The following is a 21241-nucleotide window of genomic DNA, read 5'->3' on the forward strand; positions in this document are numbered from 1 at the left end:
AGCTCGCCCGAACCGGCATTAAGCCGGGATGGCGGCGGCTCTGCCGCGCAGTCTTCCGCACTGCACCGTTCCGGCAATCCATGCGTCAGCGCAGCGCAGCTTGCTTTGCCGACATGAAAAAACGCCCTGTGCTATAATGGTCGGGTCCGCAATCATGTGGAGCGGTGCCATGCGCGCACTCGAGGTGTTCGCGATCTACGTCGCGCCCTTCGTCGTGATCGGAATCGTCGCCAAGGTCCTGATGAAGCGAAGCAGCGTCGATCTCACCGACGTCCAGGCGCAGGCGGGAGCAAATCGCAGACCGCGCAGAGTTTTCCTGTTGGGAGGCTGGCGCAACGAAAATTGAAGTTGCCTGTTCCGTCTTCTTCAAGGGCCGCAGCGCAAAAAAATTGCGGTGGCGCCAGGAGCCGGCCGCGTGTATAAGCCGGTAGCTTCTTCCGTAGCATGAAGAGGCTGATATGAACGACTTGCATGCATGGCTCTCGCAACAACACCATGGCTTGCGAACCTTCCGAAACTTCCAGCAAAAACTAGACGCCTTGGTGAAGGACGAGCCCGGGCAGCAGGCCTTGTGCCGGCTGCTGAGCGATCTCGTTGGTGGCTATATCGAAACCTTCGATGAAGAGCCTCTGCCCGTTGATATCGCGGACCATGCCTATCAGCGTCTGCTTGAGCTGGTTGGAAGCCTCGACCTTGAGGCAAATGCCGATCGGCGCCTGGCCGACATCAATCGCGTCGCGGCGTACGACTTGCTGCATTAATCGCAGATCGCTCGACTGCCAGACTATAGCATTTTCGGATCTGATGGATCAGAACCGAAGCTCTAGATTCTTGTTTTGACGCGTTTTCTTCACGCGTACCGGTGTCCACTTCGCTCGAAAACGCTCTAGTCCTCGTCGCCGAACAGCCTGATCCTCGGCGTCCCGACGCTTACCGGTTCGGCCTCCAAGACGCGTGACCGCTCGGTATCTTCCCTGACGCTGCGCTCGACGTCGCGCAGTTCGTCATCGCGCGGCTCGCGGACGCGGCGACGCTCAGCCCATTGCTGTCGGCGCTCCGCCTTGCGCCGCTGCTCGACACGGCGGGCGTCACGCTTGGATTCGGCGTCGCGTGCTCTTGCCAGCGCGTCGCCGGAAGAAGCCGACGAAGTGCGCGCGGCGGTTTGCGCCGACGGCTGTGCGTTGGCTGCAGGCTGCGCAAATGCATTGGGACCGCGCTCCGGCTCGCTCGACGCCGCGTTGGTTGGAGTGGTGTTGGTTTGCTGCGCCGGCTCGGCCTGCTGCGGCGGCGCTTGCGGCGCGGGATCGACGACGACCGGATGGGTCGCGGCGGCCCGGGTCGCTGCAAGATAGGGTACCGGCTCAGCCGGTGCATTCGATGCCGCGACAGGCTCCGCCGCGCGCCGCTCGAGCTTTGTCAGCTCGGCGCCCGCTTTTGGCTGATGCGGGCTTACGATGTTTGCGATCACCATGCCGCCACCGAGGCCAACGGCGATCGCGATGACCACAGTTCCCACCCCCGCAAAAAATGCGGTCATTGTGCGCATGACGGGCTCCCTCTCCTACGCCGCGAGCAACGTGCGAGCGGAAGCGATGTTCCTGCGGAACCTGCGCGACAAAAACCTGTGCGACCAAGCGCAACGTCGCGGATGAAGGAGATTTCAGAAGACGCGAGGGCGAAGCGGCGCGCTCAGATCATCGCGGCGACTTTTTCCAGGCCGATGACGCGGGCGAGCGAGCGGACTTCGTTCTTCTGGTCTTCGCGGAGCTGGAACAGGAGCGGCATTGCCGCCGATTTCAATTGCTGCACTTCATCGGAGTCCGGATCGATCGGCACGCCGTTCGCATTCGGATCAGCCTGGCGCTTCTGGTGGATCTTGCGGGCGACGGCGCGGAGCGCGGTCTCGACCGCCGGCCAGTAATATTCCTGCGACGAGGTCAGCTTCAGCCGATCCTTGATACCGGCGATCTGCGCATCGCTGAGCAGCGCGTAGTTCTTCTGCGGCGCGGGCTTGGCGGCAGCCTTCGGCTTCGCGGGCGCCGGCGTGGGCGGCTGGGCGGCTGCAGGCTGGTTCGCGGGCGGCTCGGTCAGTTTCGGCAGGCCGACATCGGCCGGCTCCGCCGAGGCATAGGCCTGGCGCAGGGAGGCCGTCAGGTCCGGGATGGCGGCCTGGGCCTGCGCCTGAAGCTGCGCCTGCGCCGGGGTCTGCGGCTGCGGCTCATAGGCGGCGAGCGCGTAGGCCACCACCGCGAGGCGGTCCTTCTTGCTCTCCTTGTTGGAGACGGGATGAACGGGCGCGGCGTCTTCCGCGACACTGCGCGGCATCGGCACGCTGTCACGGCTCAAAATGCTGGTGGCGGCGGCGCCGACCACGAGGAAGCAGGTCAGCGCGATGATGGTCATGGCCCTGGTCAACGACGTCTCCATCCCGGCCGGATTACCCTTTGAAATTGAACGCCAATTGCGGCGTTAGCATGCCCTCGGAACCGCCAAGGCGGGAAAAGGCCGAAAAAATCGTATCCAAGCAAGCGAAAATCAGGCCGCGACGGCCAGTTCATAGGCTTCCTGGATGTCGGCGACGATGTCATGGGCCTCGAACAGCGCGGACCCTGAGACCGAATGCAGGCTGATGGTCCAGTTGGTCCGGCGGGTTCGGGGCATCCTGACGACGTCGAATTCGACGTTTCGGCAGAGCGGATGGCGCTGCAAGGCGTGGCGGACACGGGTCCGAAGCTCATCAAGGGTCGCGGGGGTTTTGGTGAGAGAGGCCTCAAGAAGCACGTCGCATCCCCTTTGGTCTTGCGCCAGCCCGGCCGTGGCGGCGGGCTGTCCTGCGCAGCTATTGTTGGGGCGAACGTGGTTAAGGCCGGGTTAAATGGTGAACACAGGGTTGCGAGCCGGACGGCAGGATGGGTACCAGCTAGGAGAGCTCGATACGGCGCGCCGCTGCACGATATTCCTCAACCGTCCGCGCCACCAGTTCATCCACCGCGAGCACATCAGTCACGCCGGAGACCGAATGGCCGGCGCTCCAGATGTCGCGCCAGCGCTTGGGGCGGCTTTCGCGGGCGCCGATGTCGATATCCTTGCCGATGTCGATGGCCCCGCGCTGCGGCAGGTTGTCCGGGTCGAGGCCGGCGGCTTCGATCGAGGACCGCAGCATGTTGGTCTGCAAGCCGGTGAAGGCGGTGGTGAGCAGGATGTCGTCAGCGCCGCTTGCGACCAGCATCTGCTTGTAGCGCTCGTCCGCCATGCTCTCGCGCGTGGCGATGAATTTTGTGCCCATATAAGCGAGGTCGCAGCCGAGCGCTTCGGCGGCGCGGAGGGCGTGGCCATCTGAGATGCCGCCGGCGAGCACGATCGGACCATCGAAAAAGGCACGGACCGCGCGCACGAACACGAACGGATTGAGCCAGCCGGTCTGCCCGCCCGCGCCCGCGGTGAGCAGCACCAATCCGTCGGCGCCGGCCTCGACCGCGCGCTCGGCATGGCGGATCGATGCGACGTCGGCGAACACCAGCGCGCCTGTATCATGCAGCGGTGCCAGTACAGGCGTGGGCGAGCCGACCGAGGTGATGACCATCTCCGGCTTGTGACGCAGCAGCACCTCCAGATCCTGCGGCAGCCGCGCGTTGGAGCGATGCACGATCAGGTTCGGACAGATCGGCGCGGCCGTCTTCCCGCTCGCGTCGGAATGACGCTGCAATCGATCTTCGATCTCGGCGAGCCACTGATCGAGCTGTTCCGTCTCGCGGCAATTCACCGTGGGGAACGAACCGATCACGCCATTGCGGCAGGCGGCGACCACCAGCTCGACGCCGGAGATCAGAAACATCGGCGCCGCAATCAGCGGCAGCGCGAGGCGTTCGCGAACGCGCGAGCGAAAGTTGTCCGACGGCAAGGCGTTCCTTCCCTCTCCCGGCTTGAGCCGCTTCCTTGTTGTGCTAGCGTCATCGTCAACATTGGCACGAAGAAATGCCAGACACAAAATCGGCAGGGAGGAATCTTTCAGATGAGCCATCCGCTCCATGCGTTTCCACCGGTATGCGAACAGACGCTGCGGGCGCTGGCACGCTATCCCTCGCGCACGGCCTTTAGCTGGCCTGATGGATCGATCACTTACCAGGGCGCGACCGACCTGATCGGGGGGATCCAGAACGTGTTCACGCGGCTCGGCTTCGCGCCCGGCACCCGCGTCGCGCTGCTGAGCGCCAACCGCGCCGACGCCTGGTGTGCCGGCGTCGCCGCGCAGCTCGCGCGACTTGCGATCACTTGGCTGCATCCGTTGGGATCGCTCGACGATCAATTGTTCCAGATCGAGGATTCCGACGCGCAGATGCTGATCATCGATGCCGCGACCTTCCACGACCGCGGTGGCGATCTCGCAGCGAAAGCCACGAATATCAAAACCGTGTTTACCCTCGGCCCGGCCGATTACGGCATCGACCTGTTGCAGGCGATCGAGCAGGCGGGACACGTCACCGCGCGTTGCCTGGCCGGACCGGACGACGTCGCGACGCTGAACTATACCGGTGGCACCACAGGCAAATCCAAGGGCGCGCTGCGTTATCACCGCGAATATGGCGGCTTCGCCGGCGCGATCCTCGCCGATTTCGAGATCCCCGACACGCCGCGCTATCTCACGGTGGCGCCGATCAGCCACGTTGCCGGCACCAAGGTGCTGCCGACGCTGATGCGCGGAGGCACCGTGCACATGCTCAAAGGTTTCGATCCCGAGGCCGTGTTCAAGACGATCGAGCGGCAGAAGATCAACTTCACGCTGTTCGTGCCGACCATGATCTATGTGCTGCTCGATCATCCCGCGCTTGATAAGACCGATCTCTCCTCGCTTGAACTGTTGCTTTATGGCGCCTCGGCGATGTCGCCGAGCCGGCTGGTCGAAGGCATCGAGCGGATCGGGCCGGTGTTCTCGCAGCTCTACGGTCAGACCGAATGCTATCCGGTCTCGGTGCTGCGCAAGGCCGACCACGATCCGAAGACGCCCGAGCTCCTCCTGTCCTGCGGCTTCCCGATCGCGGTCTGCGACGTGAAGATCCTTGATGACAATGACGAGGAGGTCAGAGCCGGCGAAGCTGGCGAGATCTGCGTGCGCGCGCCGCATGTGATGGCGGAATACTGGAAGCGGCCCGACACGACAGCGGAGACACTGAAGAACGGCTGGCTGCATACCGGCGACATCGCCCGCGCCGACGAGCGCGGCTACATGTACATCTTGGATCGCAAGAAGGACATGATCATCTCCGGCGGCTTCAACATCTTCCCGCGCGAGGTCGAGGACGTGCTGTCGCAGCATGCCGATGTCGCGATGGTCGCGGTCGTCGGCGTGCCCGACGACAAATGGGGCGAAGCGGTCACCGCTGTAATCGTCGCCCGCGACGGCGCGCGGCCGGATGCCGATGAGCTGATCAACCTGGTGAAAGCGAAGAAAGGCTCGGCGCATGCGCCGAAGCAGATCCGTTTCGTTGAAGCATTGCCGATGACCGGCGTCGGCAAGGTCGACAAGAAGGTGCTGAAGGCAAGCTTCTGGGCCGGCCGCGAGCGGATGGTAGGGTAGTCGGGCGGAGCCGAAATGCTCCGACGTCATTGCGAGCGGAGCGAAGCAATCCATCGCGCCACTTGCGGAGGCGTGGATTGCTTCGTCGCTTCGCTCCTCGCAATGACGTGGAGAGAGCTGGGGCGACGTTCACCGCAGCAATTGGTCCAGCCGATCGCGCAACTGGTCCTGATGATATGGCTTCGCCAGCCGCGGCAGGTCGACCTGCACGCCGTCGGGCAATTCGGCATAGCCGGTGGCGAGCAGGATCGGCAGCGACGGGCGCACTTTTCGCGTGGCGGCGGCGAGCTCGAGCCCGGTCATTCCTGGCATGACGTGATCGGTCATCATCAAATCGAGCGGCTGCTCGCTGCGCAGGATGTCGAGCGCGTGCAGGCCCGAGGTGGCGCCGATCACGCGATGGCCAAGATCCTCCAGCATCTCCGTGGTCGACATCGCGATCAAGGGATCGTCGTCGACGAACAGGATCACCGCGGAGCGCTCCAGCTTTCGCGGCGGCAGCTGCGGGCTCGCTGCTTCCGCCAGTACGGTCGCAACCGGCAGCATCAGCGTTGCGGTGGTGCCCTGGCCTTCGATGCTGGAAAGCTGCAGCGTGCCGCCGAGCTGCACGGCGAGCCCATGCACCATCGACAGTCCGAGCCCGGTGCCCTTGCCGAGCGGCTTTGACGAGAAGAACGGCTCGATCGCGCGCTTCAGGATCTCCGGCGACATCCCGGTGCCGGTATCGATCACCGACAGCCTGATATACCTGCCCGGCTTGAGCGCCGGATCCTTCACGGCCTGATCTTCCGACACCTTGATGTCGATCGCGCCGCCATCGGGCATCGCATCGCGCGCGTTGATCGCGAGATTGAGGATCGCAAGCTCGAGCTGGTTGGCGTCGATCCGCGCCGGCGGCAGGGCTTCGGGCAAATCAAGACGCAATGCGATCCGCGGCCCCAGCGAGCGTTCGAGCAGATTGCTCATGCCCTGGATCAAGACGCGCAGATCGACCGGCACCACGCGCAGATCTTGCTGCCGGGCAAAGGCGAGCAGCCGCTGCGTCAGCGAGGCGCCGCGCTCGGCCCCCTGCATTGCGCCGTCGATGAGACGATGCAGGCGCTGGTCGCCCGGCAGACGCTTGCGCAAGAGTTCGAGATTGCCCATCACCGCCATCAGCAGATTGTTGAAGTCATGGGCGATGCCACCGGTGAGCTGGCCGACGATCTCCATCTTCTGCGCATGACGGAGCTGCTCCTGCGCCTTTTCGCGCGCGGCGACTTCTTTCAGGAGGTCGGCGGTACGCTGTTCGACGCGCTGCTCCAGCGTCGCCGTCAATTCCGAAAGCGCAATGCGCTCGGCTGCGAGCTGCGCCAGCAGGTTTTCGCGCTCGATCTCGGCGGTCTTGCGCAAGGTAATGTCGGAGCAGACGCCAACCAGCGACCTGAGACTGCCGTCGGGCCGCCGCACGGCGCGGGCGCGCACGTCGAGCCAATGCTGCGAGCCGTCCGGCCAGATCACGCGGTATTCGATCGCGTAGTGCTTGCCGGTGCGGATGCTTTGCTCGAGGACGCCAAGTCGCCGCTCGCGGTCGTCGGGATGTACGGCGTCGAGGAGCTCCGGATAGGTGAAGTGCTCGCTCGCGCGACGCCCGAAATAGGCCTTGCAGATGTCCGAGGCCTCGAGCTCGAATTCCGGCAAATGCAATTCCAGCGCGCCGAGCTGGCCGGCATTCAGCGCGGTCTGCAGCAGGCTCTCGCTCTCGGTGAGATCTTCGAGAATGGCGCGGGTCTGGTACTGGCGGCGCCGGCCACGCACTGCGGAGCCGACGATGCTCGCAAGCGTGGTGGGATGAAACGGGCGCTCGATGAAGGTGACATTGCCCAGGATCTTGCCGAGCCGTACCGCGCCCGGATCACGCTCCAGGCTGCCGCCCTGGGTCAGAAGCACGATCGGGAAATCTGACCATGCCGGCTGATCGTTGAGCCATCGCGTCAGGTCGGTCAAATCCGCCCCCTTGATCGCGTCGTCGGCAATGACGGCTAGGCCGGCGCCGCTTGCGATCTCGCGCCTCAGCACAGCGAGATCACCGCAGATGTTGGCGTAGTAGCCGGCGTCGCGGATCAGGCAGGCAGTCTCGACCGCTTCACGCTCGCTCGAGGCAAGGACCACCGCACGCTCAGAGGAAGGACCGGGCCTCACAACACGCTCCGGCTTGAAAAGGACTTGGCTGCAATAGGATAGGAAGTGCCGACGGCTGACGCTTGCCTGGCAGCGAGCGTCAGTCCGCCGGCGGCTAAATCAACGCGCTTCATGATGGCCCTCGACGAGTGCCAAACTCGCCCGGCCTCGAAGCGTTCCAAGGTGAGGCAGCGATTTTTCGCCGCGTTGCTCTACCGCTTCTCGATTACGAGGCTTTGCACGGCGCGGCCGAAATAGCCGCGCTCGTCGGCGAGACGCGACATCGCAAGCCCCGCCCCGTCGGGGCCGATCCAGCTTTCGCCGTCGAGCAGGATCCACTCGCCGACCGGTTGTCGCGAAAGGCTCACGGTGAGGTCGGCATTGATGAAGGTCCACTCCCGGAAATCGAGCGCGGACGAAGTGCCGTTACTGAAATCGGCGGCGACCACCGCGCGCATGGCCTGCGACACCGGCGATCCCGCGATCAGCGGCCGCTCGACGCGAAACCAGATCGCGGCAGGACCAACCATGCCGAAGCGGCCGCGGGCGGCGCGCATCGAGATACATTTGGTGAACGGGCTGCCGGCGTTATCGGCAGGCTCGAACGTCGATTGATCGGGGCCGGGAAGTCTGAGCGGCAGATCAACGACATCCGGCGGCAATGCCTGTGCCTGCGACTTGATCCGCAGCACGGAGGCCGCGACCACAGGCACACCTTCGGCCAGCAGCCGCACGCCGCAGAGCTGGATCTTGCGGCCCTCGCGCAAGATCTCGGTCTCGATGGCGAGCGGCGCGACCGGCACCGGCCGCATCAGGTCGATGGTGACGCGCGCGATCTGCATCGGCAGCGGCGTGGGCAGGGACTCGGCGGCCCACACCACCAGCGCCGCGGGCGCGGAACCGTGCTGCATCTGCGGATGCCAGGGACCGGCGGCATCCGGGCTGGTGACGACCTTGTTGCCGTCAACGCGGAAGATGGGGTCCATGATAACTGGGCCTATTTGGTGCCGAACATGCGATCGCCGGCATCGCCGAGGCCGGGCAGGATATAGCCGTGGTCGTTCAACCGCTCATCGATGGCCGCGGTCCAAAGCGGCACATCGGGATGCTCCTTCTGGAAATGAGCGATTCCCTCGGGAGCGGCCAGCAGGCAAACGAAGCGGATGTCGCGTGCGCCACGCTTTTTCAGGAGGTGCGCACCGGCGACGGCGGAATTGCCGGTCGCCAGCATCGGGTCCATCAGGATCGCGGTGCGGTCGGCCAGGTCGTGAGGCGCCTTGAAGAAATATTCCACCGCTTCCAGCGTCTCGGGATCGCGATAGAGCCCGATATGCGACACGCGCGCCGACGGCACCAGCGCGAGCATGCCGTCCAGGAAGCCGACGCCGGCGCGCAGGATCGGCGCGAAGGTCAGTTTCTTGCCTGCGATCATCGGCGCCCGCATCGGCATCAGCGGCGTCTCGATGTCGACCAGTTCGAGCGGCAGGTCGCGCGTCACCTCGTAGCAGAGCAGCATGCCGACCTCGTTCACGAGTTCCCGGAAACTCTTGATTGACCGGTCACGCTCGCGCATCAGCGTGAGCTTGTGCTGTACCAGCGGATGGTTGACGACGTTGACGGCGGCGGCGCTCATGGCGGTATTTGTCGCACAGGCGTGATGGCTGCATCAAGGGTGTGCGGACGGCGACAGGTGCCCCACTCCGTCATGGCCGGGCTTGACCCCGCCATCCACGCGTCTCCGCAAACTCCCGAAGAGCGTGGATGCCCGGGTCAAGCCCGGGCATGAGGGACTAGGAAAGACGCCGCGCCAAACGAGGCGATCACAACGCCGGATCGACGGCTTCCTCGTATTCCTTCTTGAAGCGCGCGATCAGTTCGGCGGCGGGCACGATCTTTTCGACGCTGCCGACGCCCTGGCCCGAGCCCCAGATCTCCTTCCAGGCTTTCGGCTTCGCCCGCTCGCCGGAGGCGTCGGTGCCGAAGCTCATCTTGGAGGGATCGGAGGTCGGCAGATTGTCCGGATCCATGCCGGCGGCGACGATCGACGGCTTCAGGTAATTGCCGTGAACGCCGGTGAACAGATTGGAATAGACGATGTCTTCGGCGGCCGAGCCGGTGATCATGCTCTTGTAGCCTTCGACCGCATTCGCCTCCTTGGTCGCGATAAAGGCCGAGCCGATATAGGCGAAGTCGGCGCCGAGGACGCGCGCGGCGCGGATCGCCTTGCCGTTGCCCATCGCGCCCGACAGCGCGATCGGGCCGTCGAACCACTGCCGCGTCTCCGTAACGAAGGGGAACGGCGACAGCGTGCCGGCATGACCGCCCGCGCCGGCCGCCACCAGGATCAGGCCGTCGGCGCCCTTCTCGATAGCCTTGTGGGCGAACTTCTGATTGATCACGTCGTGGAAGATGATGCCGCCCCAATTGTGCACGGCCTGATTGAGCTCCTCGCGCGCGCCCAGCGAGGAGATGATCATCGGCACCTTGTGCTTCTCGCAAAGCGCGAGGTCATGATCGAGCCGGTTGTTCGACTTGTGCACGATCTGATTGACCGCGAATGGCGCCGAGGGCCGTTCCGGATGCGCCCTGTCATAGGCCGCGAGTTCTTCCTTGATGCGCCCCAGCCATTCGTCGAGCAACTCCGGCGGCCGCGCATTCAGCGCCGGAAACGATCCGACCACGCCGGCCTTGCACTGCGCGATCACGAGATCAGGCACGGAGATGATGAACAGCGGCGCACCGATCACTGGAATCGACAGACGGCCTTTGAACAACGCAGGCATGGACATCAGTGAAAATCCTTCGGGTTAGCTCGGAAGAGAGACTGGGCTTAAGATGCCAGACGTCATACCAGCAGGGCAATCTTTCCAGTGTCAAGTATTGCGTCTTGGCGCTACTGCCGTAGCCCGGGTGGAGCGGAACGCGCAACCCGGGGCATCTGTGGCAGCGTTTACCAGCTGCCCCGGGCTACGCTGGCGCTCCACCCGGGCTACGAGCGCTACAGCGCACTACTGGCAGATCGCCCGCGTGACGAAATTTTCCGTCCGGCAGTCATTGGGCCCGCGCTTATGGCCGGGAAGGAACACGATCGGCGAGCATTTCTCGGCGGCATCGGTGTCCAGGCTCTTGCCTTCCTTGTAACCCTTGCTCTGGCAGAGCCTGTCGGCGCCGGCCTTGCAGTCTGGCGCGCCGTTGGCTGCCACCAGGCAGGCCGCGCGGCCGGTGACAATCAATGACGGTCTTGTGAGGGCAGACAGGTTCTCGCCCGCATCCCTGGCGCTGTTGTTGAGATCGTCGACGGTCTCGCCCGGGCTCTTCAAGGACGGCAGGATCGACCTGGACTTTTCGAACAGCTTGCCGATCTCGTTGATGAGGCCGGGGTTCTCCTCGCGCGCGGGTGGCGGAGCTTGGTTCGGCTGGGGCTGTGACTGGACACCGAGCGAGATTGGAGGCGCGGCCTGCGAAAAAGCGAGATCGGAGGCGAGCATCAGTGTCGACACGACAACAGCCGCCTTGGCGACGGGCGGTCCGATGCGAAACGAAAGCTCGACTCGATCACGCATGCCGAAGCGTAACCGAGGACGACGACACGGCAAAGCGCTTTACGCCACACCTATCGCCCTCATCCCGAGGAGCCGCGCAAGCGGCGTCTCGAGGGATGGGCCACGGGCTCGATTGGGGCCTCATGGTTCTCAAGGCGATGCGACGCATCGTTTGGAGACAGCGCTTACGCGCCTCCTCACCATGAGGGGTGAGAGCACCGGTTTTGTCGCGCAGGATCAAACCAGCTTGAACGCGATGTAGAAGCCGAACACCAGCACGATTGCGCCGAGCGCGACGTAGAAGCCCAGCCGCTTCTCCAATTCCTTGCGGATGAAATCGCCGTAGCGGTTGAGCAGGACCGCGACAATGAAGAAGCGGCCGCCGCGCGCGACGATCGAGCACAGGATGAACAGCCAGATGTTATAGCCGGCAAAGCCCGAGGTGATGGTGACGAGCTTGTAGGGGATCGGGGTCAAGCCCTTGAGCAGGATGATCACCGCGCCCCATTCGGCATAGGAGGCGCGGAAGGCGTCGACCTTGTCGCCGAGGCCGTAGATGGTGATCAGCCAATGGCCGACCGAGTCATAGAGCAGCGCGCCGATGGCGTAGCCGAGCACGCCGCCGGCGACCGACGCGATCGTGCAGACGGTGGCGAACCACCACGCGCGCCTCGGCTGCGCCAGCGACATCGGCAGCAGCATGATGTCGGGCGGAACCGGGAAGAATGAGCTTTCAGCGAAGGCGACCGCCGCGAGAATCCAAAGCGCGTAGGGTTTGTCGGCGGCGTCGATGCACCAGTCGTAGATCCGTTTCAGCATGGGCGCGATCAACCATCATGGAGCGCATTTGTCCATGCCGGCAAAAGAGTATTGTTGGCGGGTCAGCGCCGCTTCCGCAGGCTGCTTTCGAGCGCGACAATTCGCCGCCGCACGACCGGCTCGGCCGACGGCTTGGCCAGTCTGGCGCCAGTCTTCGGCAGTTTTTCGGCGATTCCGAGCAGATGTTCGCGCCGTTCCATCTCTTTCCAGACATCCTCCGGCTTGACGCCAGCGGCTGCCCACAAAACAGTCAGATTATAGAGAAGGTCGGCGCTCTCGCGCACCACCGCGTCGGTCTTGCCGCTGAGGGCGTCGATCACGACCTCGATCGCTTCCTCGGCCAGCTTCTTGGCCATCTTTGACGGCCCGCGCTGAAACAGCCGGGCGGTGCGCGACGTCGCCGGATCGAGATGCCGGGCCGCGAGAACCGCCCGATAGAGCCGTTCGACCGAATCACTCATTTCTCAAGCCTAATTCAAACCTCTGGCCAGCGTGTTAACGGGCAACCATGACACGCAAAAAAATCCACCGGCCGCGCGGGCGGCCGGTGGATGTCGTTGCGATCAAGATTACGTTTACCAGCTCGCGATCGGGTGACCGCGATAATACGGCACGCCGCGGCCATAGCCGCCGCCGTAATAATACGGACCGCCGCCATAGTAGGCCGGACCACCGTAATAGACCGGGCCGCCACCATAGTAGCCGTAGGAATCATAGTAATCACGGCGGTTCTGGGCGGCGGCGATCGCAAGCCCCGCGCCAACGATGCCGGCAAAGGCGGCCGCAGCAGCCGCGCCACCACCGCCACCGCGATAGTATCGCCGGCGCGCGCTGATATCGGTGACGTCACTGGTGCCGGTCTGCGCCGTGACCTCCTTGGCCTTCGGGGCCGAGCCCGCATAGGCCATCGACGGCTCGACCGCCGTCAGCGCGACCGCCGCGACGGTGGCCAGCGCGGCTCCGCGGCCGATCGATGAAAACACACCTTTTCGCGCAAACATCTGAGTAGTCCTCCGTGGAAGCTCGGCCCGTCGGGCCACTCACAGCCAACCACGGGTGCGATCCTAAGTTCCCCAAACCAAACGCAGGCTGAACGATCCCTGGCGAAATCGTGGCAGTCATCAAGCATTCAGGTTAGAAGCGGCAGAATGGCACCGCTGAACGGGCGAAAACGCGCGTTCGGCGTCACGAAACAGACATACCCAGCGCGACAGATTGTCTCGCGTCTCCTGACGTCATCATGCGCATAACCTCAACTTCCACCCGCCGCGACTTCCTGGGCCTTGCGATCGGCCTCGGCGCCAGCCTGTGCCCTCGCGCAAGCCGCGCGCAGAGCGCAGGCGCCGCCAAGCAGCCGATCACGATCCAGCTTACGCTCGACCGCCCGATCGACGCGGCGGCGTCGCCCTTCGTGATGGCAGCCGTCGGCGGATCGTTCGGTGCGGAGGGACTTGCGGTCACCACCAACATCGTCAGCGGATCGCAGGACGCGATCGCGCGCGTCGGCGCGGGGATGAGCGATTTCGCGCTGGTCGACATCAACACGCTGATCCGCGCGCGCGACCGGCAGGGCGCGGCCCCGGTCAAAGCGATCTTCGTGCTGTTCAACCACGCGCCCTACGCCATCATCGCGCGCAGGAGCCGCGGCATTCGCGCCCTCTCCGACATCGAGGGCAAGAATCTCGGCGTCGCCGAGGGCGATCTCTCGATCCGGCTGTGGCCTGCGGTCGCCAGGCAGAACGGCATCAAGCCGGCAAGCGTGAAGCAGAGCAGCATCAGCGCCGCGGTCCGCGAGCCGATGCTGTCGGCCGGTCAGGTCGACGCGGTCACCGGCTTCTCCTATCTGTCGGCGATCAACCTGCGCGATCGCGGCGTGCCGGCGGACGATCTCGCGGTGCTGCGCTTCGCAGACTACGGCTGCGAGGCCTATGGCGCCGCGCTGATCGTCAACCCGAATTTGGCAGCCGCCAAGCCCGAGGCCGTGAAGGGCTTTGTGCGGGCGGCGATCACGGGAACACATCTTGCGATCAAGGACCCGGGCCGCGCGGTGACCGAGGTGGTAAGCCGCATGGACGCCGGCTCGCGCGAACTGGAATCCGAGCGGCTGCGCGCCATCATCGGCGACAACATCCTCACCGCGGAAGTGAAGCAGCACGGCCTCGGCGGCATCGATACGGTCAGGTTCGAGCGGTCGATCGACCAGATCGCGGAGGATTTCAAATTCCAGAAGCGGCCGACCGCGGCGGATATTTTCGATGACGCGTTCCTGCCGCCGGCCGACGCGCGCGTGGTGAATTGATGAATGTTTTCGGCGAGTTCGATTGATAGTCCCTCATGGTGAGGAGCGCCGTGAGGCGCGTCTCGAACCATAAGGCCCCAATCTCGCCCATGTCCCATCGTTCGCGACGCTTGCCGCGCAAGCTCCTCGAGATGAAGGCTGGAAGGCGCGGCTCGCAGGATCACGCTCTTACACAACGTGGATAATATCTTTCGCTAACCATCGCGCTCTGGTTCTCGCCTGCGATCCCGGATTACAATGGCGGCATGTCGCTGCTTCGTCTTTATGTTCGCGTGCTCGAATTGCTCGGCAAGGAGGCGCGGCTCGGCTGGATCCTGGCCGGCGCCAATCTCCTGCTCGCCTGCGCGCAATTCGCCGAGCCGGTGCTGTTCGGCAAGATCGTCGATGTACTCTCGGGCAAGCCGGTCACCGGGCTGCTCGCGTCCACCTCGCCATGGCCGCTGCTCGCCGCCTGGGTTGCGTTCGGCCTGTTCACGATCGGGTGTAGCGCCGTCGTGGCGCTGCACGCCGACCGGCTTGCGCATCGCCAGCGGCAGGCGGTTCTGACCGATTATTTCGAGCACATCCTGCAACTGCCGCTGACCTTCCACACCGGCACCCATTCGGGACGGCTGATGAAGGTGATGCTGAACGGCACGGACGCGCTGTGGCGGCTCTGGCTCGGCTTCTTCCGCGAGCATTTCGCCGCAATCCTGTCGCTGGTCGTGCTGTTGCCGCTGTCGCTCTACATCAACTGGCGGCTTGCGATCCTGCTGTTCGCGCTCTGTGTCGTCTTCACCGTGCTGACGACGCTGGTGGTGCGCAAGACCTACGGCATGCAGAGCGAGGTCGAGGAGCACTACAGCGATCTCTCCGCGCGCGCCTCTGACGCGCTCGGCAATGTCGCGCTGGTGCAGAGCTTCGTGCGCATCGACTCGGAGGTGCAGGGCCTGCGCTTCGTCGCCGACAAGCTGCTCGCCGCACAAATGCCCGTGTTGTCGTGGTGGGCGCTGGTGACCGTGATCACGCGCGCCTCCACCACCATCACCGTGCTTGCGATCTTCACGGTCGGCATCGTGCTGAACGAGCAGGGGCTGACCTCGGTCGGCGAGATCGTGATGTTCGTCTCCTTCGCGACCATGCTGATCCAGAAGCTCGAGCAGGTGGTGAGCTTCATCAACAACGTGTTCATGGAAGCGCCGCGCTTGAAGGAATTCTTCGACGTGCTCGACGCGGTGCCGGCGGTGCGCGACCGTCCCGGCGCGATGGATGCGGGCCGGCTGTCGGGCCTCATCGAATTCAACGATGTCTCCTTCTCCTATGACGGCAAGCGGCCGGCAGTGGAGGATTTGACCTTCACCGCGCTGCCCGGCCAGACCATCGCGCTGGTCGGCTCGACCGGCGCCGGCAAGTCGACCGCGATCGCGCTGCTGCACCGCGCCTTCGACCCGCAGTCGGGCATCATCAAGATCGACGGCATGGACATCCGCGCGCTGAAGCTGACTGCGCTGCGAAGGAACATCGGCGTGGTGTTCCAGGAGGCGCTATTGTTCAACCGCTCGCTTGCCGAGAACCTGCGCGTCGGCAAGCCTGATGCCACCGACGAGGAACTTCGCACGGCAGCAGCCCGGGCGCAGGCGCTGGAATTCATCGAGCGTAGCGAGAAGGGTTTTGATACCCATGCCGGCGAGCGCGGCCGCATGCTGTCAGGCGGCGAGCGGCAGCGCTTGTCGATCGCCCGCGCGCTTCTGAAGGATCCGCCGATCCTGATCCTGGACGAGGCGACCAGCGCGCTGGATGCCGTCACCGAGGCCAAGGTCAACGCCGCTCTCGATGAAGTGATGAAAGGCCGTACCACCTTCGTGATCGCGCATCGCCTCTCCACCATCCGCCACGCCACCCGCATCCTGATGTTCGACAATGGCAGGGTGATCGAAAGCGGAACTTTCGATGAACTCGTCGCAAAAGGCGGCCGTTTTGCCGATCTGGCGCGGGCCCAGTTCATGGTTCAGGAAAACGCGCGGACGAGTCTGCAGGCCGAATAGGCCGCGGTCCACCGGCCGCGGAATTGTCGAAATTCGGCCGATTTCGTCCACGATTAAATAACCCGACCTCTGTTCTCGAAAGGCGGCCCGGTATAGGGTTTGCATCGCCGCAAAATTGGCCGGCGCCGGACACGCTTGAAACCGGAACGTCACATCTGAAAGCCCACCTTGTTCAAGGCGGGTCTTCAATCAGAACCGGACCAGGATAGTGCACCTTCTTCGCCCGCTGCTTCGCCGATCGCTTCTCCTCTTCGTCGCCGCCGCGGCTCTCGCTCTCGCGCCGCGCGCGACCAACGCCGAGGCGCTGCTGGTGGTGGAAGCCGATAGTGGAAAGGTGCTGCAGGCCGACAACGCGACCATGCCCTGGTATCCGGCATCGGTCACCAAGCTGATGACCGCCTATGTGACGCTGAAGGCGGTGAAGGACGGCCGCATCTCGCTCGACACGCTGCTGACGGTGTCGCCGACGGCCGCCTCGCAATCGCCGTCGAAGATGGGCTTCCGCCCGGGCACGCAGGTCACCGTCGACAATGCGCTGAAGATGATGCTGGTGAAGTCGGCCAACGACATGGCGGTCGTGCTCGCCGAAGGCGTCGGCGGATCGATCGACGGCTTCTCCGCGATGATGAACGAGACCGCGCAGAAGCTCGGCATGGTGCAGACGAGCTACGTCAATCCGAACGGACTGCCGGCGGACGGTCAGATCACCTCGGCGCGCGACCTTGCGATCCTCGCCCGCGCCATCATCCGTGATCTCCCGGAATACGAATATTTCGTGCACATCCCCTCGATCCGCTTTGGCCGACGGGTCACGCAGAACTTCAACCGCCTGATCGGCCGCTATCCCGGCGCTGACGGCTTCAAGACCGGCTTCATCTGTGCCTCCGGTTACAACCTCGTGGCGTCGGCGACGCGCGACGGCAAGCGGCTGATCGCAGTGGTGCTCGGCGCCTCGTCGGGCCGGATGCGCGCGGTGCGCGCGGCGCAGCTGCTCGATCGCGGCTTTGCCAATAACGGCCTGTCCTGGCTCAAGCCCTCGCTCGGCACGGTGGAGAACCTGGCGCCGATCGACGCCACGCCGCCGAACCTGCGCGACGAGATGTGCGGCCCCAAGCGCAAGCGGCCGGCCAGCGACGAGGATGAGGACACTGTCGCCAGCAGCACAAGCAGCAGCAGCGGCGAGACCGGCGCGACCTTCTTCGCCGCCGCCCTGCCACCGCCGCTGTTCAAGCCGGCTGACTTGCTGGCGCAGCCTGCGGAGGCGTCCGAGCCGGTCGTGGTCTATACCGGCCCAACGCGGACGGGTGCGGCGCTGATCGCCGCGGTTGCGGCGGACACCGAGAAGGACACGCCAAAGCCACACAAGAAGAAGGCGCATGTCGCGGCCAAGAAGCCCGACGCTTCTGCCGACGCCAAGTCGGACGCTAAGTCCGACGCCAAGCCGGCTGCAAAGCAGGCCAAAGCGGACACCAAGCAAGCCGCTAAGCCGGAGGCCAAGCCAGCGGCGAAACCTGCCGCTGTGCGGCATGCCAGCGCCAAGTCGAATGGCGCTGCCGCAAAGCCTTCGGAGAAGCCCGCTGCCACCGCGGGTGATAAGCCAGCCGCCAAGCCGGCGAAGCCGAAGGCGGCGGCCAAGCCGAAGAACGACAGCAGCAAGCCGGCCAGTTAACCGCGCCGCAACATCCCCCGATCTGCAGATGCGTCGAACGGGCGCGGGCGGCTTGCCATCGGCTGCTGGCTAGCCCAATACTGCCCAAAAGAAGGCAGTCCGGGCCAACGTCCGGGGACGAGGAGAGAGGGGATTTCCATGGAGCGCATCTGGCTCAAGCATTACCCGGCCGGCGTGCCCGCCGACATCGACGTCACGCAATACTCATCGCTGGTTGAGCTGCTCGAGGAAAGCTTTGCGAAGTTCGCCGACCGCAAGGCCTTCATCTGCATGGACAAGGCGATCACCTATCGCGAGCTCGACGAGATGTCGACCGCGCTCGGCGCATACTTGCAGAGCCTCGGCCTGCAAAAGGGCGCGCGCGTCGCGCTGATGATGCCGAACGTGCTGCAATATCCGATCTCGACCGCCGCCGTGCTGCGCGCGGGATACGCTGTCGTGAACGTCAACCCGCTCTACACCCCGCGCGAGCTCGAGCACCAGCTCAAGGATTCCGGCGCGGAAGCCATCATCGTTCTGGAGAATTTCGCCAGCACCGTGCAGCAAGTGCTGGGCAAGACGTCTGTCAAGCACGTCATCGTCGGCAGCATGGGCGACCTGCTCGGCTTCAAGGGCGTGATCGTCAATCTGGTGGTGCGCCGGGTGAAGAAGATGGTGCCGCCGTTCTCGATCCCGCGCGCCGTCCCGTTCAATGCCGCTGTCGCTGCGGGCCGCGGCATGAAGCTCAACCGGCCCAGGATCACGCCCGACGACGTCGCCTTCCTGCAATATACCGGCGGCACCACCGGCGTCTCCAAGGGAGCCACCCTGCTCCACCGCAACATCGTCGCCAATGTGTTGCAGAATGACGCCTGGCTGCAGCCGGCGATCAAGAAGCCGCCGCATGTCGACCAGCTCTTCATCGTCTGCGCGCTGCCGCTCTACCACATCTTCGCGCTGACCGCCTGCTATCTGCTGGCGGTGCGCGCCGGCGGCGTCAACCTCCTGATCCCGAACCCGCGCGACCTGCCCGGCTTCGTCAAGGAGCTCGCGAAATATCGGATCAACAGCTTCCCCGCCGTCAACACGCTCTACAACGGCTTGTTGAACACGCCCGGCTTCGACAAGCTCGACTTCTCCAAACTGAAGACCTCCTTCGGCGGCGGCATGGCGACGCAAAAGCCCGTGGCAGAGAAATGGCTGGCGGTGACCGGCTGCGCGCTGTCGGAAGGCTACGGCCTGTCCGAGACCTCGCCGACGCTGACCTGCAACCCGGCAGACACCAACAAGTTCTCCGGCTCGATCGGCCTGCCCGTGCCTTCGACCTATCTCTCGATCCGCGACGATGACGGCAATGAACTGCCGCTCGGACAGGCCGGCGAGATCTGCGCCAAGGGCCCGCAGGTGATGTCAGGCTACTGGAACCGGCCGGACGAGACCGCGCGAGTGATGACCGCGGACGGCTATTTCCGCACCGGCGACATCGGGGTGATGGACGAGAACGGCTACACCAAGATCGTCGACCGCAAGAAGGACATGATCCTGGTCTCCGGCTTCAACGTCTATCCGAACGAGATCGAGGAAGTGATCGCGAGCCATCCGGGCGTGCTCGAATGCGCCGTGATCGGCGTGACCGACGCCAAGACCAGCGAGGCAGTGAAAGCCTTCATCGTCCGCAAGGATCCGAGCCTCACCGCCGAGGAGATCATCAAGTTCTGCAGCACCCAGCTCACCAACTACAAGGTGCCCAAGCAGATCGAGTTCAGGACCGCGTTGCCGAAGACCAATGTCGGCAAGATCCTGCGCCGCGAATTGCGCGACGAGAAGAAGCCGGCGGCTGCGGCCTGAATTCGCGCGCGAGCGGACATGCGGACCATGACTTACGCTCCCGACGTCACGCCGGGCGAAATCCTGGCGTTTTGGCGCGCGGCCGGCCCCGGTCGCTGGTATGCGCGCGACGATGTGTTCGATGCGGACATACGCGACTGCTATCTCGAGCTGTGGCGGAAGGCGGCGGGCGGCGAGTTGTCGTCATGGGAGATGAGCGATGACGGCGCACTGGCGCTCGTCATCGTGCTCGACCAGTTTCCCCGCAACATGTTTCGCGGCAATGCCCTGACCTATTCGAGCGACGCGCTGGCGCGCGAGGCGGCGCACCGGGCCATCAGCCGAGGCGTGGACGCGCGAATCGACCCCGACTTGCTCGAATTTCTCTACATGCCCTTCATGCATTCGGAGCATCTGCCCGACCAGATGCGCTGCATCGAGTTGTTTCGCAACATCGGCAATACGGAACAGCTCGAATATGCGGAGGGGCACGCCGATATCATCCGGCGGTTCGGCCGTTTCCCTCACCGCAACCGCATCCTGGGGCGCGCGACCACGCCCGATGAGCAGGCCTTCCTGGATCAGGGCGGATTTTCCGGATGATGACGGAACGGTGAAGGCGCGCGGCCGTTGCGGTTTTGAGCCCCACGAATATTGTGCCGGCAAGCTGCACGGTCTACAAAACATCAGCTCATTCAGGGAGACTGGACGATGACGATCCAAGTTGGCGGCAAGCTGCCGGATGCCAAGTTTCGCGTGATGACCGAGGAAGGTCCGCAGGTGCGGACAACAGATGATGTCTTCAAGGGCAAGAAGGTGGCACTATTCGCCGTGCCCGGCGCCTACACCGGCACCTGCCACAAGATGCATCTGCCGAGCATCTTCCTCAACGCCTACGCCATCAAGGACAAGGGCGTCGACACCATCGCGATCGTCTCGGTCAACGATGCCTTCGTCATGAACGCCTGGAAGCGCGACACCGACCAGCGCGACGAGGCGCTGTTCCTCGCCGACGGCAATGCCGATTTCACCAAGGCGATCGGCATGGAGCTCGACGCCTCCGGCAATGGCCTTGGCATCCGCTCCAAGCGCTATTCGATGCTGGTCGAGGATGGCGTGGTGAAGAAGCTCAACCTCGAACCGGCCCCCGGCAAGGTCGAGGTGTCCGGCGGCGACACGCTGCTGGCGCAGCTGTAAGCTTTACCGCGTCATTGCGAGCAAAGCGAAGCAATCCACCTCACCACTTGCGGAGACATGGATTGCTTCGTCGCTAGAGCGTGATGAGATAAGGTCGAATTGTGTTCCCATGGGCGCTGCCTCTTCTCACCTCTCCCATAGGGAGAGGTC

At 64.4% G+C, this 21241-nt stretch carries 21 protein-coding genes; 9 read left to right on the forward strand and 12 right to left on the reverse strand.

Features of this window, described 5'->3' with window-relative positions; all coding sequences use genetic code 11:
- Positions 1–169: 169 nt before the first annotated feature.
- Complete coding sequence (locus tag AC5ZGW_RS25580; RefSeq protein ID WP_165435585.1) at positions 170–346, forward strand: hypothetical protein; 177 nt, start codon at positions 170–172, stop codon at positions 344–346.
- Positions 347–458: 112 nt separating this feature from the next.
- Positions 459–761, forward strand: coding sequence for a hypothetical protein (locus AC5ZGW_RS25585; protein ID WP_028168691.1), 303 nt, complete (start codon positions 459–461; stop codon positions 759–761).
- Between the two features lie 125 nt (positions 762–886).
- Here the strand turns inward: AC5ZGW_RS25585 and AC5ZGW_RS25590 are convergent, their stop codons facing one another.
- From AC5ZGW_RS25590 to AC5ZGW_RS25605, 4 genes are all read right to left on the reverse strand, one after another.
- Entirely contained in the window at positions 887–1546 is a 660-nt protein-coding gene (locus AC5ZGW_RS25590; protein ID WP_130230219.1) for a hypothetical protein, read from the reverse strand.
- A 143-nt stretch (positions 1547–1689) separates the two neighbouring features.
- Positions 1690–2415, reverse strand: a complete 726-nt coding sequence (locus AC5ZGW_RS25595; RefSeq protein WP_130230217.1) for a hypothetical protein — start codon at positions 2413–2415, stop codon at positions 1690–1692.
- Positions 2416–2535: 120 nt separating this feature from the next.
- Positions 2536–2781, reverse strand: coding sequence for a hypothetical protein (locus tag AC5ZGW_RS25600; protein ID WP_028168688.1), 246 nt, complete (start codon positions 2779–2781; stop codon positions 2536–2538).
- 139 nt (positions 2782–2920) lie between these two features.
- Positions 2921–3901, reverse strand: a complete 981-nt coding sequence (locus AC5ZGW_RS25605; RefSeq protein WP_245475093.1) for an NAD(P)H-dependent flavin oxidoreductase — start codon at positions 3899–3901, stop codon at positions 2921–2923.
- 111 nt (positions 3902–4012) lie between these two features.
- Here AC5ZGW_RS25605 and AC5ZGW_RS25610 point away from each other — a divergent pair, with 111 nt between their 5' ends.
- Positions 4013–5575, forward strand: a complete 1563-nt coding sequence (locus AC5ZGW_RS25610; protein WP_130230213.1) for an AMP-binding protein — start codon at positions 4013–4015, stop codon at positions 5573–5575.
- A gap of 129 nt (positions 5576–5704) precedes the next feature.
- Here AC5ZGW_RS25610 and AC5ZGW_RS25615 read toward each other — a convergent pair whose 3' ends face one another.
- The 8 genes from AC5ZGW_RS25615 to AC5ZGW_RS25650 all read right to left on the reverse strand — a co-directional run bounded on the left by AC5ZGW_RS25615 (position 5705) and on the right by AC5ZGW_RS25650 (position 13097).
- A complete protein-coding gene (locus tag AC5ZGW_RS25615) occupies positions 5705–7726 on the reverse strand; it encodes an ATP-binding protein (RefSeq protein ID WP_463327358.1) in 2022 nt (673 codons plus the stop codon).
- A 221-nt stretch (positions 7727–7947) separates the two neighbouring features.
- Positions 7948–8721 (reverse strand): thioesterase family protein, encoded by a 774-nt coding sequence (locus AC5ZGW_RS25620; protein WP_130229831.1) that lies wholly within the window; start codon positions 8719–8721, stop codon positions 7948–7950.
- 11 nt (positions 8722–8732) lie between these two features.
- The gene (upp, locus tag AC5ZGW_RS25625; RefSeq protein ID WP_130229832.1) at positions 8733–9368 is read right to left on the reverse strand and encodes a uracil phosphoribosyltransferase; all 636 of its coding nucleotides are present in this window, start codon (positions 9366–9368) and stop codon (positions 8733–8735) included.
- A gap of 187 nt (positions 9369–9555) precedes the next feature.
- A complete protein-coding gene (locus tag AC5ZGW_RS25630; RefSeq protein WP_130229833.1) occupies positions 9556–10524 on the reverse strand; it encodes an NAD(P)H-dependent flavin oxidoreductase in 969 nt (322 codons plus the stop codon).
- A gap of 219 nt (positions 10525–10743) precedes the next feature.
- A complete protein-coding gene (locus AC5ZGW_RS25635; RefSeq protein ID WP_130229834.1) occupies positions 10744–11298 on the reverse strand; it encodes a hypothetical protein in 555 nt (184 codons plus the stop codon).
- 216 nt (positions 11299–11514) lie between these two features.
- Positions 11515–12096 carry a YqaA family protein gene (locus AC5ZGW_RS25640; protein WP_130229835.1) on the reverse strand — a complete coding sequence of 194 codons (582 nt, stop codon included), beginning with the start codon at positions 12094–12096 and terminating at the stop codon, positions 11515–11517.
- Positions 12097–12158: 62 nt separating this feature from the next.
- Entirely contained in the window at positions 12159–12557 is a 399-nt protein-coding gene (gene hisE, locus AC5ZGW_RS25645; RefSeq protein ID WP_130229836.1) for a phosphoribosyl-ATP diphosphatase, read from the reverse strand.
- 114 nt (positions 12558–12671) lie between these two features.
- Positions 12672–13097 (reverse strand): hypothetical protein, encoded by a 426-nt coding sequence (locus AC5ZGW_RS25650; RefSeq protein ID WP_028168678.1) that lies wholly within the window; start codon positions 13095–13097, stop codon positions 12672–12674.
- Positions 13098–13336: 239 nt separating this feature from the next.
- Between AC5ZGW_RS25650 and AC5ZGW_RS25655 the strand changes: the two genes are divergently transcribed.
- The 6 genes from AC5ZGW_RS25655 to AC5ZGW_RS25680 all read left to right on the forward strand — a co-directional run bounded on the left by AC5ZGW_RS25655 (position 13337) and on the right by AC5ZGW_RS25680 (position 21091).
- Entirely contained in the window at positions 13337–14395 is a 1059-nt protein-coding gene (locus AC5ZGW_RS25655) for an ABC transporter substrate-binding protein (protein ID WP_130229837.1), read from the forward strand.
- Positions 14396–14640: 245 nt separating this feature from the next.
- Entirely contained in the window at positions 14641–16419 is a 1779-nt protein-coding gene (locus AC5ZGW_RS25660; protein ID WP_130229838.1) for a glucan ABC transporter ATP-binding protein/ permease, read from the forward strand.
- A 208-nt stretch (positions 16420–16627) separates the two neighbouring features.
- Complete coding sequence (locus AC5ZGW_RS25665; protein WP_130229839.1) at positions 16628–18088, forward strand: D-alanyl-D-alanine carboxypeptidase family protein; 1461 nt, start codon at positions 16628–16630, stop codon at positions 18086–18088.
- A gap of 138 nt (positions 18089–18226) precedes the next feature.
- Positions 18227–19915, forward strand: a complete 1689-nt coding sequence (locus AC5ZGW_RS25670) for a long-chain fatty acid--CoA ligase (RefSeq protein WP_130229840.1) — start codon at positions 18227–18229, stop codon at positions 19913–19915.
- A 27-nt stretch (positions 19916–19942) separates the two neighbouring features.
- On the forward strand, positions 19943–20497 hold the full coding sequence (locus AC5ZGW_RS25675) for a DUF924 family protein (RefSeq protein WP_130229841.1): 555 nt from the start codon (positions 19943–19945) through the stop codon (positions 20495–20497).
- Between the two features lie 108 nt (positions 20498–20605).
- Positions 20606–21091: a peroxiredoxin gene (locus tag AC5ZGW_RS25680; protein WP_028168672.1), complete on the forward strand. Its 486-nt coding sequence runs from the start codon at positions 20606–20608 to the stop codon at positions 21089–21091.
- Positions 21092–21241 lie beyond the last annotated feature (150 nt).

The sequence above is a fragment of the Bradyrhizobium sp. Crot121 genome, from assembly GCF_059512385.1.